The organism is Flavobacterium arabinosi, from assembly GCF_048158725.1.
Lineage (GTDB): Bacteria > Bacteroidota > Bacteroidia > Flavobacteriales > Flavobacteriaceae > Flavobacterium > Flavobacterium arabinosi.
The window spans coordinates 16,296-33,430 of the sequence record NZ_JBLNKX010000010.1; the positions used below are offsets into that span (position 1 = coordinate 16,296).

Here is a 17,135-nt window from a genome sequence, read left to right on the forward strand (position 1 = left end):
GAAATTAATAAAAATAGGAATGGGTTTTATGGAAATTTAAGTTAAATAGTTTTATCCTTAAAATTTCATTCTTTGGATTCTTACAGCATTTAAAATGGCTAATAAAGCCACACCAACATCTGCAAAAACGGCTTCCCACATGGTGGCTAATCCTCCTGCACCCATTATCAAAACGATGAGTTTTACTGAAAAAGCTAAACCAATATTTTGCCAGACGATTTGTTTTGTCTTTTTTCCAATATGTATTGCTTTAAAAATCTTTGTTGGTTGGTCATTTTGAATAACGACATCTGCAGTTTCAATGGCAGCATCACTTCCTAAACCGCCCATTGCGATTCCCACATCGGCCAAAGCGATCACTGGCGCATCATTTACGCCATCTCCAACAAATGCTATTTTTAAATGCTGTTCTTTTAGTACTGAAACTTTTTGAACTTTGTTTTCAGGCAATAACTCCCCAAAAGCTTGGTCAATATTCAACTCTTTTGCGACAAGCGAAACTATTGCCTGATTATCACCAGAAAGCATTATCGTTTTGATTTTTAATTTGTGTAAGCTCTGAATGGCTTCTTTTGCATCTTCTTTAATTTCATCAGCAATGATAAAATAGCCCGCATATTTTTGATTGAGGGCAACAACTATAATTGTAAATGGAATAGTATCAATTTCAGCGTCATAACTAATGTTGAATTTTTTCATCAATTTAGTACTTCCTACTAAAATCTCTTTTCCATCAACCAGTCCTTTCATTCCATGACCTGCAATTTCATTGACCTCAGTAACTATAGTGTCTTTCACAATATCTTTCGCATATTCAATTATCGCTGAACCGACAGGATGTGTCGATTTGGTTTCAATTGCGGCTGTATATTTCACCAAATCAGTTTCCGAAATTCCAATAGCTACAACTTTTTGGACTTTAAAAACACCTTTGGTCAGTGTTCCAGTTTTATCCATAACCACAACTTGAATAGCTGCTAAAATATCCAAAAAAGTAGACCCTTTAATTAAAATTCCATTTTTACTTGCAGCGCCAATTCCACCAAAATAACCCAATGGAATAGAAATTACCAATGCACAAGGACAAGAAATGACTAAGAAAATTAATGCTCTGTACAACCAATCTTTGAACACATAATTCTCCACAAATAACATAGGAAGCAAGCAAATTCCGATGGCCAGAAAAACAACTATTGGAGTGTAAATTTTGGCGAATTTTCTAATAAATAGTTCGGTTGTCGCTTTTTTTGCGGTGGCTTCCTGAACCATTTCAAGAATTCTGGATAATTTACTATCGGTAAAAATGGCTGTAACTTCGACTTCAGCGACAGCATTCAGATTAATCATTCCGGCAAGAACCATTTCGCCTTTTGATTTTGTATTAGGTTTGCTTTCTCCCGTTAATGCCGCTGTGTTGAAAGTGGCATGCTCTGAAAATAGTTTCCCATCCAAAGCTAATTTTTCACCCTGCTTTAATTGAATGATTTCACCAATCGTAATATCCGAAGCTTTTTTAGAAATAGTTTCGAGGCCTTCAATAACATTTGCTGAATCCGGTCTTTGGTCCAATAATGCCTTGATGCTTGATTTAGCTCTTTTTACAGCTAACATTTGGAATAATTCACCAATAGAATAAAACAACATTACGGCAACGCCTTCAGCATATTGGCCAATTCCAAAAGCGCCAAGTGTAGCAATGCACATTAGAAAAAATTCTGAAAAAATAGCGCCCTTGCGTATACTTTCAAAAGCTTCTTTTAACACTGGCAAACCTACTGGAATATAAGCAACACAAAACCACGCAATCCTAACCCAACCAACAAACCAGGTTTGATGGAAATAATTATCAAATACAATCGCTGTTAGTAGTAACAGTAAACTTAGTATTGAAGGTAAAAACATTTTAAAAACACTATCACTTCCATTGGAATGATCGTGGTCATGATCATGATCAGAATGACTTTCTGACTCATTATGAGAAGAACAACATCCGGCATCTTCGCTCGTTTTAATACCTATTTTTTCTTCTGAAGTGCAACACGATTCTTTGTCGTCAGCTTCCTGTTTATGTTGGTGTGCCATTTTTAATAATTTTATCTTTTATAAAAAAAGAGAAGTAAATAATAACCAAAAGTGTGATTGCGGCTGAAGTAATAAATGTTGTATTGGCTCCAAATTGATACCAAATCAATCCTGCAAAGGAACTTGCTATTAATGTACAAATACTTTGAAATCCGGAATAGGTGCCAATTGCTGTGGCGGTATCTTTTTTATCGGAAATATTGCTAATCCATGCTTTTGAAACTCCTTCGGTTGCGGCCGCATAAACTCCATAAATAAAAAAGAACAGCGCAATCGCATAAATACTTTTACTGAAAGCCATTCCAAAATAGACAATGGCAAATAAAGATAATCCAAATATGAACATCTTTTTTAAACCTATTTTATCTGCTAAAATACCTATTGGAAATGCAGAAAGCGCATATACTAAATTATAAAAAATATAAATTCCAATTACGTTTGTATCATCAAGACCCGCTTGTTTCGCTTTTAATAACAAAAAAATATCAGAACTATTAAATAATGTAAATGCCAATAATCCGACTACTACTTTTCGATATTGTTCCGGACTTGTTTTCCAATAATTAAGAAACGAGAAAAAGGAGGTAGGCTTTTTTTCGATTGGATGGATTTTTGCTTTGTCTTTGATCAAAAAGGAGGCAAATACAGCAAGTAAACCTGGAATGAAAGCGATATAAAAAAGAGTTTTGTATTGTTGTGGATAAAAATACAGATAAATTAAAGCGATAACTGGTCCTAAAACAGCTCCCAAAGTATCCATCGATCTATGAAATCCAAAAATTTTTCCCTTGGATTCTGCTGTAGCTTCATCTGATAAAATAGCGTCCCTCGCCCCGGTACGAATTCCTTTTCCGAAACGATCAATGGCTCTAGCAAAAAATATCCAAAGTGGGAAAACAAATACAGCCATCATTGGTTTTGAAACAGCACTTAAACTATAACCCAGTTGTACAAAGGGAACCCGTTTTCCAGAATTATCAGATAATTTTCCGAAATATCCTTTGCTCAATCCAGCCAAAGCTTCAGCAAATCCTTCTAAAACACCAATTAACACAATTGAAAAACCTATCGTTTTAAGGTAAATAGGCATTATAGGATAAAGCATTTCACTTGCCATGTCAGTAAACAAACTTACCAATGATAATACCCAGACTGTTTTTGTTATGTAATTAAATCTTTTCATTTTATATCGCTTTTAAATGATAATTTCATTACTAATCGCAATTTATCTATCTTTTTTAGACCTTTTCTTATTAAGCCATTTATTAGCTTTATATGTTAGATAAGCGGAACCACTTCCTATGATTGCTCCAGCCAAAACGTCACTGGGATAATGGACTCCTAAATGCATTCTTGAATATCCTACTGCACCCGCCCATACAAAAGAGGGTGCAATAACATACCATTTAGGATACGCCATACTCAATGATGTTGCTGTTGCAAAAGCTAATGAAGTATGCCCCGAAGGAAATGAATACCCTGGTGCGGAAGTCTCTTTATCAATATCTGAATACGTGTCAAATGGTCTCTGTCTTTTTACGGTATGTTTTAAAGCGGTCGTTATAAATGCTGAAACCAGAAACGTTTCCCCAATAAAAATCGCCTGCTTTTTGATTGTGCTGTCTTTCTTTATCAATCCTACTGAATAAATAATAATAGGAGCTGCAACACTAAACGGAACCGCAGTATTAGTAACGAACTTAAAAGTGGGATCTAGATTCCTATTTCTACTGCCGTTAATATCACGCAGAATATTTATATCTATATTTTGGGCATTCCCAAAAGCTATCCATAAAAAAAACAATAATAAACAGTATATTTTCCGCATTTTAGGAAATGTTTTTTTTTTATAATTTTATTTTTACCCCGCCATTAAATACAAACCCTTCTGTATGAGTCCAAATTTCATCAAAAGTAGGATTATTATGTGGTTCGTTTACTACTCTTTTATAGTTACTTTGTTTCACATCCGTAAAGTTTTCAAAATTGACGAAGAATGAAAAATGTTTCCACAGCGTTTTTTCAGCCATAAAACCAAATTCCCAAAAACTAGGTGTTTGCGTGCTATTAGAAAGAAATTGTTTATCCGTGAAATAGCCTTCTAACCCAAATTTAAAATTGTTTTCTTTCTCATAAATTAAAGCCAGATTCAATTTGTTTTTTGGTAACAAAGGCAAAAATTGATTTACTGTTAAGTATTTTGCTTTAGCATCTGTAAAAGTATAACCGGCAAAAAGTTTGAAATCTTCTTTAAAAATAAATTTCACATTAGTTTCAAATCCTTTACTGATAATTGGCTGTGATGCATTAATAAAAAACAAATTAGCTCCTTCTTTTTCTAAAATCATAGGTTTATTAATCCGGGTACCAAAAAACATTTGATTAATACTAAACAACAAATCTTCAGAAATTGAACTTTTATAATTAACATCTACCGTTCCCCCTATGCTTCGCTCTGCTTTTACATTATTCAAAGCTAAAACATTTTGGTATTGGTTTTCTTCCGTTTTTTCGGTAAAAATAGTTGGAATTTTGTACCCAAATCCACCACCAATTCTAGAAGACCATTTCGCATCAATTTTGAACAGTGCTGCTATTTTCGGCAGAAAAAACATCTGGTTTTTTGAAAAATTTATATTGGAATAAGTTACATTGTCAATGCGCAACCCATTTTCTAATTTTATTTTTTCGCTAATATCCCAAGTGTCTTGAATATAAACACCTGTGGTAAATGATTTGGCATCTAAAATCGAACTGTTTTTTTGTTTGAAATTGTCGTATAATAAATTCATGCCACCAATAATCGTATGTTTCTCTTTGTTCCAAAGATAGGAAGCATCGGAAAATGCATTCGTGTTAAACCCCGAAAATTGATAATTGGGAATATTGATTTTTCTGTCAAAAAAGCTTAAACTTTGTTTGAACTTGAAACTATTTTTATTTTCAAATTTCTTATCAAATTCAAGAGTAGTCGTATTTCTTATCGTTTCGTTTTGCTCAAAATAAGCGTGATCAGCGTCTGGATTACCTTTTATTGCTTGTATATCGCCTCCTTTCATGTTTCCCTTGGTAAAACTATTGCCAATCATCAAACTGGTGCTTTGGTTTGGATAATAAAAAAAGCGCGGATTAATTGTGAAATTATTGGATTTTGGAATTTCCGAAAAATCATCATTATCAACATCATATAGTTTTTGAAAATTTACCAAACCTAAGATTGCATAACCAAATTTCCCTTTTCGTTGCGATGCATAGATTCCCACATTGGTTTGCCCAATATTAGATTGGTTCAAAATAAAATTATATTCTGCCTCCTCTTTTGGGGTTTTAGAAATAAAATTAATAGCACCGGCAATGGCTCCACCGCCATAGAGTGTTGAGGCTGGTCCTTTTATGACTTCTACTTGTTTTAGATCCAATGGCGGAATTTCTAAAATACTTAATCCACTGGCAAAATTACCGAAATTTGGATACCCGTCTTTGAGTAATTGCGTATATCGTCCGTCTAAACCTTGCACCCTAATACTCGCATTACCGCTTGTAGCCGATGTTTGTTGCACTTGTAAGCCAGTACTTTCGTGTAAAACCATACTCACATTGGCTGGTCTCATATTGGCTTTTTCGTCCAACTCTTCGACATCAATTGTTTCTATTCTTGTGGGCGTATTTACGATGGTCCGACTGGTTCTTGTCGATTGTATAATTACTTCATCGAGTTCCTCTTCCTTTTGTTTTATACTATCTTTTGGAATTTCTTGGCTGTAGATTACGCCAAAATTAGCTGCTAACAGAAGTAGCATTATTATTTTTTGCATTTGTAAATTATAATTAAGTGACTGAAATAATAGATTATGGAATCAATTCATAATTGAATGATTTCATGGAAAAAACTATATTACATTACTTACTTTTGGCGGTTGCCAAATAGTTCCATTGAAGTCAGAAACAAACTTTCGAACATAAAACGTTGTTTCTTTACCTGCTTGAGAAACAGGCTGTATAGGGATTAAAAAAGAATTACTGCCGTGAAATACAATTTGTTGGCCACAACAAGAACAAATACAAAAAGGCGAACAAATTTCTTGATGATTATCCTGCTTTTGTTCGTGTTCACGAATAGTTATTCCACTATTAGAATTATAATTATACTCTATGTTTACGCAAGGCATAAAGGAAAGTATAATGAAGTAAATTGATAATATGAAGTTGACTATTCTCATCTAGATGCAAATATAGCTATAATCATTATTTAACAATAGACTCGTAAATTACTTTCTGAATATCTTCCCGAATATTTTCTTTAGATAATCTATTTTCTGCTGCAACCGGAAAAGTTCTATTGGACAAAAACACATAAACAATTTGTGTTTCAGGATCAGCCCAAGCCATCGTACCTGTATAACCGGTATGTCCAAAACTTGTCATTGAAGCACAACCGCATGTAGGACCCGCAGCGCCCAATTGAGGTTTATCAAAACCAATACCTCTCCTATTCCCCGCAGCACAAAAATAACAGGTATTGAAATCATTGAATGTTTTTTCGGAAAAATACTGGTGATTCCCGTAATTTCCTTTTTGCAAATAGAGTTCCATTATTTTAGCCACATCCATTGCATTAGAAAAAACACCAGCATGTCCTGAAACACCTCCTTCTAAGGCAGCCGATAAATCATTGACATAACCCTGCAAAATTTGACGACGGAAATAAGTGTCCGTTTCTGTTGGAGGAATTCTGTTTTTATCAAACTTATTCAATGGATTAAAAGTCGAATTATTCATTCCGAGCGATTGATAGAAATTCTCTTGAATTAAATCATCTAGTTTTTTACCCGTTGTATTTTCTAAATAATCCTTAAGAATCATGAAAGTAAGATCACTGTAAGTGTATTCTTTTTTTAATGACAATTTACTTTTAACAATCATTTTCATTATCGTGTCATGAAAATCATTTCTTATAAAAAGACTATCTCCCATTTTTTTAGAGAACTGCTCCTCAGATACTTTTCTAAAATATCTTTCAGAAGGGAATTTTGTCTTATCCGTTGTCGCTTTATAAAATGGAATCCCGGCTACAAGTCCAGCATAATGTGACAATAATTCCTTGAAACGAATATCCTGTTTATTTGTATTTTTAAAAATTGGTGACATCGTTCCCAATGTCGTTTCCATATTAATTTTTTGCTGATCATATTGTTGCATCACATTTGGTAAAGTAGCCAGAATCTTTGTTAATGATGCAACATCATAAATATCTGAATCCAAAACCTTCAAATCATTATTGTAAGTGTGGTAGCCGAATGATTTTTGATAAATTACTTTTCCATTTCTTGCGACAAGAACCTGAATTCCAGGAGTCATTCTAGCGCTAATCGCTTTTTTTGCAATCAAATCAATTTTTGATAAAATGTTAGAATTCATGCCTACATTTTCTGGAGTCGTAAATCCCAATCGGTTCAATTTTTCAGTTGCTAAGCCGTCATTAACTTTGAAATTTGTATTTATGGACACCGGTAATTTCCCTTTGGCTTCAATGGCTCCAAAAATTAATTCGGCGGAAACCACTTGTGCAATATCACTATTTTGATAGGAAACAACCAATCCTTCGATATCATCAAAATAGGTAATCGGTAATAAGGAATAGGGTTTAGCAAAAATATCCAGAATGACATTATTATTACGTGCTAAAGAATGGATTTTAAACAATTCATCCGAATTTAATTCCCCATTTTTAAAAGCGACATCAGATTTGTGATATCCAATAATTACAGTTGTAAACGGTTTCAATTTCACTTGTAAGCTGTCCAGGTTAGTATCGGCTATGACAGTTACTTCCGCATATTTTTTTAGAGTAGAAATAAAAGAACTGTTAGTATCATCTCCTATTTTTATATAAGCTATTTTTTGCTTATCCAAATTTTTAATAGGTAAAACAGAAGCTGTATTTTTTAAAACTGTAACTGCATTTTCATACAACTCATACTCTAAAGCTTCATTTTCAGCCGAATTTAAATCTTTGAACAAATTAGCCGTTTCAATAGGTTTAAAAGAATTCAAACCCGCTTTATATTTGAATTTTAATATTTTCTTCACCGAAAAAGCCAATCTTTCTTCACTTATTAAATTGGCAGAATACCCAATTTTAAATTTTTCAATTGCTGACGGAACATCTTCAGGAAATAATAATACATCATTTCCAGCCATAAATGCTTCAAAATTAATTTCGCTGGGCATACTAGCATTACTAATGGCTTTCATATTCAAGGCATCCGTAAAAATAAGTCCTTTGAATCCCAATTCTTTTTGAAGAATATTCGTTACCACATTATAGGAAATCGATGACGGATAATTAGGTCTGGATTCTAAGCTTGGTACATTCAAATGTGCCACCATAACTGAAGAAAGTCCTTCATGAAACATTTTTTTATAAGGATAAAACTCAACCTGTTCTAATCTTTCCTTGGTGGCATTAATTGTTGGTAATCCTTTATGAGAATCCGTCTCTGTATCGCCATGACCGGGGAAATGCTTTCCTGTAGAAAACACTCCTTGGCTTTGCACTCCTTTCATTAATGCGATTGCTCTTTCAGTAACCTTGTATTTATCCTCTCCAAAAGAGCGAAAACCTATAATTGGATTTCTCGGATTAGTATTAATATCAAGTACTGGGGCGAAGTTAAATTGTAAACCCAATCGCTTACTTTGTTGTCCCATTTGAACACCAACTTTTTCTATCAATTTCATGTCTTGGATGGCTCCAAGAGTCATATTCCATGGATATCTAGCCGTTGAATCCAATCGCATATTTAAACCCCATTCCGCATCATTACCAATAAATAATGGAATTTTGGACTTGGCTTGAAAACGATTGGTAAGATTTGCTTGACGGACCGGACCTCCTTGAAAGAAGATTAATCCTCCAATTTTGTTTTCCTTTATCAGTTTATCAATAGCGTTGAAATGTACGGTATCTTTGTTAGAATAAGCGGCAACCATAAATAATTGTCCTATTCTTTCGTCTAGATTCATTGCATTGTAAACACTATCTACCCATTTATTACCTTCGGGTGATATTTGAAAAAGCGTCGGAATATTGCTTGGACTTTTACTGTCAAGATTTTCTGTTACGGACGGAATGTTCGTTAGAATTACTTTAGGCTTATTAATTTTTGTACCAACACAACTAGCGGCAACAAAAAGAAATAGGACATAAAATAAAACAATTCTTATGTCTATTTTTTTCATTGAACTATTTTTTAAAAAAAGCGACTATGCCAGCTATCCATGGCTGGAACTTCCCAAGATTCATTATATTCTTCTATATTATTAACCAAATTATTGAAAACAATTGTGTTTTCAGTAACGGCTTTATCTTTTACCATTTTCTTAAAATCAATCAAAGGCTTGTGAGCAATATGTTCCCCTAATTTAAAAGTCACATTCATTTTATCCAATAAATCGACATTATATTTTTGTTCTAAACTTTGGATAAATTCTACAGAAGAATCTATAGAACAACCCGTTGCGGCCTGAACATCCTGATCTACTGCAATAATAATAAATCGGTTGTATTTTAATTGGTATGATGATTCTAAACTGGTACCATGTGCAGCCCAACCTTCAAGAAAGGATTGCAAGGCAGTTTCTATTTCAGAAAATTCGGCGTCCGAAAACTTTCTGTTCGATTGATAAATCCAGATTTTGGATTCTTCGGGTAAATTTTCAAATGGAACGTACATGATATTTAATTATAAATTATGAACTATAGATTTAAATGAAAAATAATAAATATTGAATCAATACTTTATTACAAATCTTGGGCGTTAGCAATTAATTCGGCAATGTCCATAACTTTTACATCGCTTTCCTTTTCTTTATTCTTTATACCATCAGTCATCATAGTATTACAAAAAGGACAACCTGCAGCAATAATTTCTGGTTTTGTTTCTAACGCTTCTTCAGTTCTCTCAACGTTTATTTCCTTGTTTCCAGGTTCAGCATCTTTAAACATTTGTGCACCACCAGCACCGCAGCATAATCCATTGGCTTTAGAACGTTTCATTTCCACTAATTCGGCATCCAATTTAAGAATTAAATCTCTTGGAGCTTCGTAAACATTATTTGCCCTCCCTAAATAGCAAGGGTCGTGAAAAGTAATTCGTTTTCCTTTGAATTGTCCTCCTTCAATAGTTAATCTTCCATGATCTAACAAAGATTTTAAAAACTCCGTATGATGAACCACTTCGTATTTTCCACCTAATTCAGGATACTCATTTTTAAGCGTATTAAAACAATGCGGACAAGCAGTAACAATTTTCTTTGCTTCATATCCATTGAGAACTTCAATATTCATCATCGCCTGCATTTGGAACAAAAACTCATTTCCAGCTCTTTTTGCAGGATCGCCAGTACAACTTTCTTCAGTACCAAGAACTGCAAAAGAAACATTTGCACGATTTAAAATTCGTACAAATGCCTTAGTTATTTTTTTTGCTCTATCATCAAAACTTCCTGCACAACCTACCCAAAACAAGACTTCTGGTTGTTTACCTTGAGCTAACATTTCGGCCATAGTCGGCACTACCAAACTTTCTGACATAATATTTTGTTGATTCGGTTATTCGCTTAAACGTTGATTTGATTATTCGTTGATTTGATTATTCGCGTAAGCGGTAATTTGTTTATTCGGTTTATCAGTTAAACAACTATTCATTTTTCCAATTCAAACGGTCTTGCTGATTGTATTGCCAAGGCGCTCCATTATTTTCTATATTGGTCATCATTGCGTTTATTGGCATTGGTGCTGCACTTTTTTCCATTACTAAATAGCGTCTCATATCAATAATAATAGAAAGAGGGCTTATGCTTACCGGACATTCCTCTACACATGCATTACATGAAGTACATGCCCAAAGTTCTTCAGGTGTAATATAATCATTCAATAATGTTTTATTATCTGGAACAAAAATACCTTTATTAGCATCTATATTTCTTCCTACTTCTTCCAGTCTATCCCTCGTATCCATCATTATTTTACGAGGAGACAATTTTTTTCCTGTTATATTGGCAGGACACGATGATGTACAACGACCACATTCAGTACACGTATAAGCGTTCAATAATTGTACCCAATTTAAATCCTGAACATCACTGGCTCCAAATTTAGCTGGAACTTCGTTTTCGTTAACGGGTGCTGCCGCAAATGGATCAGCTTTAGGATCCATCATCATCTTCACTTCTTTAGTAACTGATTCTAAATTATCAAATTGACCTTGTGGGTTTAAATTTGCAAAATAGGTGTTTGGAAAAGCCAATAATATATGTAAGTGTTTTGAAAAATACAGATAGTTCATAAAAATCAAAATACCCGTAATATGCAACCACCAAAATATTTGTGTAAGAAGCATTACTAACTCATTTGACATTCCATTAAACAATGGTGCAATAAATTGACTTACAGGAAATGAGCCTGCTTTGATAAAATGAGAAAAACCACCAGGTATATTTTGTAAGTGTAAATCAGAAGCATTCATTAATAAAAACAATGTCATCAAAACAACTTCAAAATAAAGAATATAATTAGCATCTTTTTTAGGAGAACCCTCTAAATCTGAACTTGAAAATCGTTTTAATTTGATTATATTTCTTCTGATCCAAAAAGTAAAAACAGCAACTAAAACTAAAAGAGCCAATATTTCAAATGAAGCAATCAATACATTATAAGCAGTTCCTAAAAAAGCAAAAACTCTATGTGTACCAAGAAGCCCATCAATAATTATTTCCAATAACTCTATATTGATAATTATAAATCCTACGTAAACAATAATATGAAGTACTCCTGCAACAGGCCTTTTTACCATTTTAGATTGTCCGAGAGCAATCATAGCCATATTTTTCCAACGCACTTTTGCATTGTCTTTACGGTTTACTGCTGCACCAAGATTTATGTTTCGAATGATTTTTTTTATATTCATATAAAAATAACCAAAACCGATAGCTAATATTATGGCAAATAATATATTGTCTAAATAGCTCATATTGCTAGTTTTTTTCTTTTACTATCGTATCATTTTTTGGAGCAACGTAAGGTTTATTTTTCTTTCCAAATAAAGAAACATTAACATATCTTGTAGGAGCTAGTCTTATATCTTGCAATAATAATTCTAATTCTTTTGTTGTTGCTTTGATATTTTCGTAGAAAGCCTCATCGTGTAATAATTTACCCACAGAACCTTTTCCTGATTCTAAACCGATCATAATACCATCAACTCTTGCTAACGTTTTATTTAGATTTTTAACAGTTTTTCCTAAATCTGCTTTATTCAATGAATCAGATATTTTAGAAAAATCACCCGTGATTTTATTAAAATTCTTCACAGCTCCTTGTATTTGAACTTTATTGTCATCTAACAAAGTATTAACACTTACAGTAGCTTTATGAAATTGCTCGATAGTCTTGCTCAACTCCGCTAAGCTAACTTTCAAATTCTCTTGACCATTGTTATCCAAAACATTGTTAATTCCTGATATCAATTTATCAGTATTAGTCATTATCTTTTCTAATTTTTCCTGAAGAGGAGCTAATTGATCGCCTACTTTATCGGTAAGTCCTAATCTTGTATCTCCCTGTAATTTTTGTCCATCAACAGCTAGCGTTTTATCATTAAAATTCGGAATAATTGCAATTTGTTTTCCGCCAATGAATCCTGGCTCATAAATAGAAGCGGTACTTGATTTAGAAATAGGAAAGTCCGTTTTTAATTGCAATTCAACCATTAAATTACCTGTATTTTCGTTTATTGTAATGCTGCTTACTTTACCTATTACTAAGCCATTTAAAGTTACAGGAGCCGATGCAGCTAAACCTTCTACACTTTTATATTCAACATAAAATGTTTTGTAATTTGTAAAAAGATCTCTTCCTTTTAAAAAACTATATCCCCAAATGAATAATAAAATAGATGCAATAACTAATATAGCAGTTTTAATTTCTCTCGTTATTTTCAAAATGTATTTTTTTTTTGCAAAATTAATATAAAATATTTTAACTTGTAGTTATTATTTTAAAGCTTCTTGAATACTAATTTTTTCTCCATTTTTAAATGCAATTAGAAATGCAGAATCATATCCTTTCTCTTTAGCTTCTTGTAATTGTTTTTTGGCCTCATCATAATCTGAAGTTTCTCCATACATATATTTGTAAACTCTGTTATCATAATCTACAGATATATTTTTTAATCCTTTAAAGTTTTTAGGAGCTAATTCCACTTTCCTTACACTTGCAGAAAGTTGTACCTTGAATAAAGTAGCGGAACTGTCATTGCTTTTTGTTGGTTTTTTAAGTTCGCTGGAATTGAAATTTATTTTTGTTTTTGATGGAGATGATGTATCTCTTATAGGTTTCTCAATAATTTTTTGTGATGGTCTTACGTCAATCATCTCCGTTTCTCCATTTCCGTAATAATCCCTTCTATAACTTACGATTGCATCAGCTATGGCTCTGGCAATATCATTCTGACCTACTTCTGAGTCTAAAAGATTTCCTTCAGTAAAATTAGAAATAAACCCCATTTCAATTAATACTCTAGGCATATACGCTTTGTGCAGCACCATATAAGGCGCTTGTTTTACTCCTCCGCCTCTTATTTTTTTTCCCAAACCCTCAAATGCATCTTCAACTTTACTTGCAAGTGAAATACTGTTATCTAAATACTCCTCTTGCATCAAAGTCATTCCTATCATCGTTTCAGGAGAATTTGGATCAAAACCTTCATATTTTTGCTTGTAATCTTTTTCTAAAGTAATAACGGAATTCTCTTTTTTAGCAGCTTCTAGGTTTGAAGCTACTTTTGTCATACCCATTACATACGTTTCGGTGCCATCAGCTGCAGTATTTCTATTAGCATTACAATGTATAGAAACAAAAATATTAGCGTCGGCACGGTTTGCAATGTTGGCCCTTTCTACTAAATCAATAAAAACATCCGTTCTTCGTGTATAAATCACATCCATTTTAGGCATTGCTTCTAAAATCCTTCCAACCTTCAATACAACTGCCAAAGCTATATTTTTTTCAACATGTCCATTATAAACAGCTCCAAAATCATGAGCACCATGACCCGCATCTAACGTTACTTTAAATATATTGGATTGACTGTAGGTGGTAAAAGAAACTATCGTCAGAAGAAGTGTAAATGTTGTTTTTATTTTATATGAAATATGCATAAATCTAAAAGTTAATTTTAATTAAAACACTACGGCTATAAATTCTTTATTTGATTATTTTTGCAAAAAAATAATATGTAAGTTTGACATGTCAAAAAACAGGCCATAATTTTACAAAAATAGCATTTAAACCTTTGCATACAAACTTATTTAATATCGTTTTATTATCAATTTTCCTAACAATAGGAACTGGTAAATTATATTCTCAAGATATAACAAAAAAAACGACAGCTATACCTACTAAAAAACAAATAGATAACCCTAAAACCGTTACTAACAATGCTGGAAAATCGACTGAAATTATAAAAAAATCGACCGATTCGATAAAAAAAGACAGCATCAAGCAAAAAAAAGCATTTCTTGACGGTAAAGTAAAATACAGGGCTGAAAAATATGTGAAAATAGATCAGAAGAAAAAACTCATTACTTTATACGATAAAGCGGAGCTTTACTATCAAGATATAGAATTGACATCAGGGATAATCGTCATGGATTATGAAAAAAACGAAGTCTATGCTGGTCGAATAAAAGATTCTACGGGAGCATATACACAATATCCTAATTTTAAACAAGGCGCAAATGTGGTTGAACCGGACTCGATTCGTTTTAATTTTAAAACAAAAAAGGCTTTAATCTGGAATTCCAGATCGGATCAGGGAGAATTTAAAGTAAAAGCAGCTATTACTAAAAAAGAAAACGATTCTGTTTATTTCCTCAAAGGTGCTCGATTTACGACATCAACAAATGTAGATAATCCGGAATACTATTTCCAAACCAGCAAAGTGAAATTTATTCCTGGCAAAAAAGTCATTACAGGTCTAACCAATATGGTTATTGCGAATGTCCCAACACCAATAGCTTTGCCTTTTGCTTTTTTTCCAATGAGTAAAGAAACCAGCATATCTGGATTGATTTTACCTAGTTACAATGATTCTAATACAAGAGGTTTTTCTTTACAAAATGGAGGTTATTATTTTGCACTGAGTGATAATTATGATTTAACCGCTTTAGGAGATTATTATACTAATGGTAGTTATGGACTGCGCTTTGAATCAAGTTATGCCAAACGGTATAAATATCGTGGTAACATAAATGTAAGATTTGAAAATTTAATCTCAAGCGAAAGAGGATATCCTGATTACTCCAAACAGAAAATTTACAATATCCAATGGTCTCATTCTAAAGATACTAAATCAACCCCAAACTCTAGTTTTTCTGCTTCGGTAAATCTTGGAAGCAGTAAATATTTTAGGCAATCTATAAATCAGGCCAATGTAGGTTCTAATCTTAATAATACATTAAGTTCGTCGATTTCTTATAGTAAAACATTCAATTCAGTACCGCAAGTAAGAATGTCATTGACTGCAACACATTCTCAAAATACTCAAACTGAAGAAATCAATATGACTTTACCAACACTGCAATTAAGTGTGGATCGTATATATCCTTTTGTTGGGAAAGACGGTCTCAAAAAAGGGTTCTTTAAAAATATCAATCTACAATATAATTTAAACGGCAGAAACAGTATCGTTACCAATGACTCTTTATTTTTTAAACCTCAAATGTTCAGAGATGCGAAAAATGGTATTGAACACACTATTCCGTTAAGTACTAATTTTAAATTATTCAAATATTTCAGTGCTTCCTCCTCTTTCAATTATAAAGAAGTTTGGTACACAAAAACGATTAAAAGAAGTTATGATAACGACCAAAGCAAAGTTGTTGATAATATCGTAAATGGTTTTGATGCCTTCAGAACGTACTCAATGTCATCAAGTTTAGGGACTACTATATACGGAACATTTAATTTTGGAGACGACAAAAAAATAAAATCGATTCGACACGTGATGCGTCCATCTGTTTCGTATGGTTATACTCCAAGTTTTGAAAAATATTATGATACCTATGCCTCAGATGCAACAGGGACCATGACAAAACAATATTCTCGATTTGAAGCTGGGATTTTTGGAGCACCAGGCATATCAAATTCAAATAACTTAGGTTTTGATTTAAGCAATACTTTTGAAGCTAAAGTTACTGATAAGGACAGTACTAAGGTGGAACCAAAAAAGATAATGCTACTAAACAATTTAAACCTTTCAACCAGCTATAATCTAAATGCTGATGGCAAAACGTCCCTTGCTTGGTCACCAGTAAGAGTAAGCGGAGGAACCCAACTTTTTGAAAACAAAATGAATGTAAATTTTGGAGCTACTTTAGATCCTTATGCAATTGATAATTCAGGTGCCAGAATTAATGTTTATAATATTGATAATGGCGGAAGTCTATTTAGAATGACAAGTGCAAATATGACTTTAAATTATGCTATTTCAAGCAAAGAAAAAGATAAAACTAAAGATAAAAACGTTCAAAGCGAAAGAAATGGTGGTCGGGAAGATGATCTATTTGGAACAAATACTGATTTAAACGATAGCCGAAAAAGTCAATTTGATGAAACTGATGAAGGTCAAGATAAAATTTCTGAATTTTTCAAATCTGAACTACCTTGGGACATGACGTTTGCCTATTCACTCACTTACGGAAATAACAATAGAGAAAAGAAGATTATTGGTAATTCCATAATGATCTCTGCAAATGCAGATATAACTCCTAAATGGAAAGCAGGCGTATCAACAGGTTATGATTTTGTACAAAATGGAGTTACATTTACCCAGCTTCGTTTTGAAAGAGATTTATTAAGCTGGAGAATGGATTTCAATTGGACACCTTTTGGGTCAAATGCCAATTGGGGCTTTTTCATTGGGATAAAATCTGGTGTATTAAGTGATATAAAATGGGATAAACGAAGTAATACAAATAGATAATTACTA

General features: G+C 32.9%; 12 protein-coding genes. 1 reads left to right on the forward strand and 11 read right to left on the reverse strand.

The features are described 5' to 3' along the window. Nucleotides 1-57: 57 nt before the first annotated feature. The 11 genes from ACM55K_RS16565 to ACM55K_RS16615 form a co-directional block, all read right to left on the reverse strand. Entirely contained in the window at nucleotides 58-2,082 is a 2,025-nt protein-coding gene (locus ACM55K_RS16565; RefSeq protein WP_416851384.1) for a heavy metal translocating P-type ATPase, read from the reverse strand. Continuing rightward, nucleotides 2,066-3,265, reverse strand: a complete 1,200-nt coding sequence (locus tag ACM55K_RS16570) for an MFS transporter (RefSeq protein WP_416851386.1) — start codon at nucleotides 3,263-3,265, stop codon at nucleotides 2,066-2,068. Before ACM55K_RS16570 ends, ACM55K_RS16565 begins: the two co-directional genes overlap by 17 nt. A gap of 42 nt (nucleotides 3,266-3,307) precedes the next feature. Beyond that, nucleotides 3,308-3,910, reverse strand: coding sequence for a phosphatase PAP2 family protein (locus tag ACM55K_RS16575; RefSeq protein WP_416851388.1), 603 nt, complete (start codon nucleotides 3,908-3,910; stop codon nucleotides 3,308-3,310). Nucleotides 3,911-3,929: 19 nt separating this feature from the next. Further along, on the reverse strand, nucleotides 3,930-5,897 hold the full coding sequence (locus ACM55K_RS16580) for a TonB-dependent receptor plug domain-containing protein (RefSeq protein ID WP_416851390.1): 1,968 nt from the start codon (nucleotides 5,895-5,897) through the stop codon (nucleotides 3,930-3,932). Nucleotides 5,898-5,972: 75 nt separating this feature from the next. Further along, the gene (locus ACM55K_RS16585; protein WP_416851392.1) at nucleotides 5,973-6,302 is read right to left on the reverse strand and encodes a DUF6660 family protein; all 330 of its coding nucleotides are present in this window, start codon (nucleotides 6,300-6,302) and stop codon (nucleotides 5,973-5,975) included. Nucleotides 6,303-6,327: 25 nt separating this feature from the next. Next, nucleotides 6,328-9,324: a glycoside hydrolase family 3 N-terminal domain-containing protein gene (locus ACM55K_RS16590; RefSeq protein WP_416851394.1), complete on the reverse strand. Its 2,997-nt coding sequence runs from the start codon at nucleotides 9,322-9,324 to the stop codon at nucleotides 6,328-6,330. A gap of 11 nt (nucleotides 9,325-9,335) precedes the next feature. Further along, nucleotides 9,336-9,818, reverse strand: a complete 483-nt coding sequence (locus ACM55K_RS16595) for an ABC transporter ATPase (RefSeq protein ID WP_416851396.1) — start codon at nucleotides 9,816-9,818, stop codon at nucleotides 9,336-9,338. A 68-nt stretch (nucleotides 9,819-9,886) separates the two neighbouring features. Then, complete coding sequence (locus tag ACM55K_RS16600; protein ID WP_416851397.1) at nucleotides 9,887-10,678, reverse strand: (Fe-S)-binding protein; 792 nt, start codon at nucleotides 10,676-10,678, stop codon at nucleotides 9,887-9,889. Nucleotides 10,679-10,784: 106 nt separating this feature from the next. Next, nucleotides 10,785-12,116 (reverse strand): 4Fe-4S dicluster domain-containing protein, encoded by a 1,332-nt coding sequence (locus ACM55K_RS16605; protein ID WP_416851398.1) that lies wholly within the window; start codon nucleotides 12,114-12,116, stop codon nucleotides 10,785-10,787. 4 nt (nucleotides 12,117-12,120) lie between these two features. Beyond that, nucleotides 12,121-13,086, reverse strand: a complete 966-nt coding sequence (locus ACM55K_RS16610) for an MlaD family protein (protein ID WP_416851400.1) — start codon at nucleotides 13,084-13,086, stop codon at nucleotides 12,121-12,123. A gap of 51 nt (nucleotides 13,087-13,137) precedes the next feature. Beyond that, nucleotides 13,138-14,304 carry an N-acetylmuramoyl-L-alanine amidase family protein gene (locus tag ACM55K_RS16615; protein ID WP_416851401.1) on the reverse strand — a complete coding sequence of 389 codons (1,167 nt, stop codon included), beginning with the start codon at nucleotides 14,302-14,304 and terminating at the stop codon, nucleotides 13,138-13,140. 83 nt (nucleotides 14,305-14,387) lie between these two features. Between ACM55K_RS16615 and ACM55K_RS16620 the strand changes: the two genes are divergently transcribed. After that, nucleotides 14,388-17,129, forward strand: coding sequence for a putative LPS assembly protein LptD (locus ACM55K_RS16620; RefSeq protein ID WP_416851403.1), 2,742 nt, complete (start codon nucleotides 14,388-14,390; stop codon nucleotides 17,127-17,129). Nucleotides 17,130-17,135 lie beyond the last annotated feature (6 nt).

What these genes read in the sequence shown, in the direction of transcription:
- ACM55K_RS16575 (WP_416851388.1), bottom strand. Translation starts at nt 3,910, where the DNA reads ATGCGGAAAATATACTGTTTATTATTGTTTTTTTTATGGATAGCTTTT.
- ACM55K_RS16580 (WP_416851390.1), bottom strand. Translation starts at nt 5,897, where the DNA reads ATGCAAAAAATAATAATGCTACTTCTGTTAGCAGCTAATTTTGGCGTA.
- ACM55K_RS16570 (WP_416851386.1), bottom strand. Translation starts at nt 3,265, where the DNA reads ATGAAAAGATTTAATTACATAACAAAAACAGTCTGGGTATTATCATTG.
- ACM55K_RS16600 (WP_416851397.1), bottom strand. Translation starts at nt 10,678, where the DNA reads ATGTCAGAAAGTTTGGTAGTGCCGACTATGGCCGAAATGTTAGCTCAA.
- ACM55K_RS16605 (WP_416851398.1), bottom strand. Translation starts at nt 12,116, where the DNA reads ATGAGCTATTTAGACAATATATTATTTGCCATAATATTAGCTATCGGT.
- ACM55K_RS16590 (WP_416851394.1), bottom strand. Translation starts at nt 9,324, where the DNA reads ATGAAAAAAATAGACATAAGAATTGTTTTATTTTATGTCCTATTTCTT.
- ACM55K_RS16595 (WP_416851396.1), bottom strand. Translation starts at nt 9,818, where the DNA reads ATGTACGTTCCATTTGAAAATTTACCCGAAGAATCCAAAATCTGGATT.
- ACM55K_RS16585 (WP_416851392.1), bottom strand. Translation starts at nt 6,302, where the DNA reads ATGAGAATAGTCAACTTCATATTATCAATTTACTTCATTATACTTTCC.
- ACM55K_RS16615 (WP_416851401.1), bottom strand. Translation starts at nt 14,304, where the DNA reads ATGCATATTTCATATAAAATAAAAACAACATTTACACTTCTTCTGACG.
- ACM55K_RS16565 (WP_416851384.1), bottom strand. Translation starts at nt 2,082, where the DNA reads ATGGCACACCAACATAAACAGGAAGCTGACGACAAAGAATCGTGTTGC.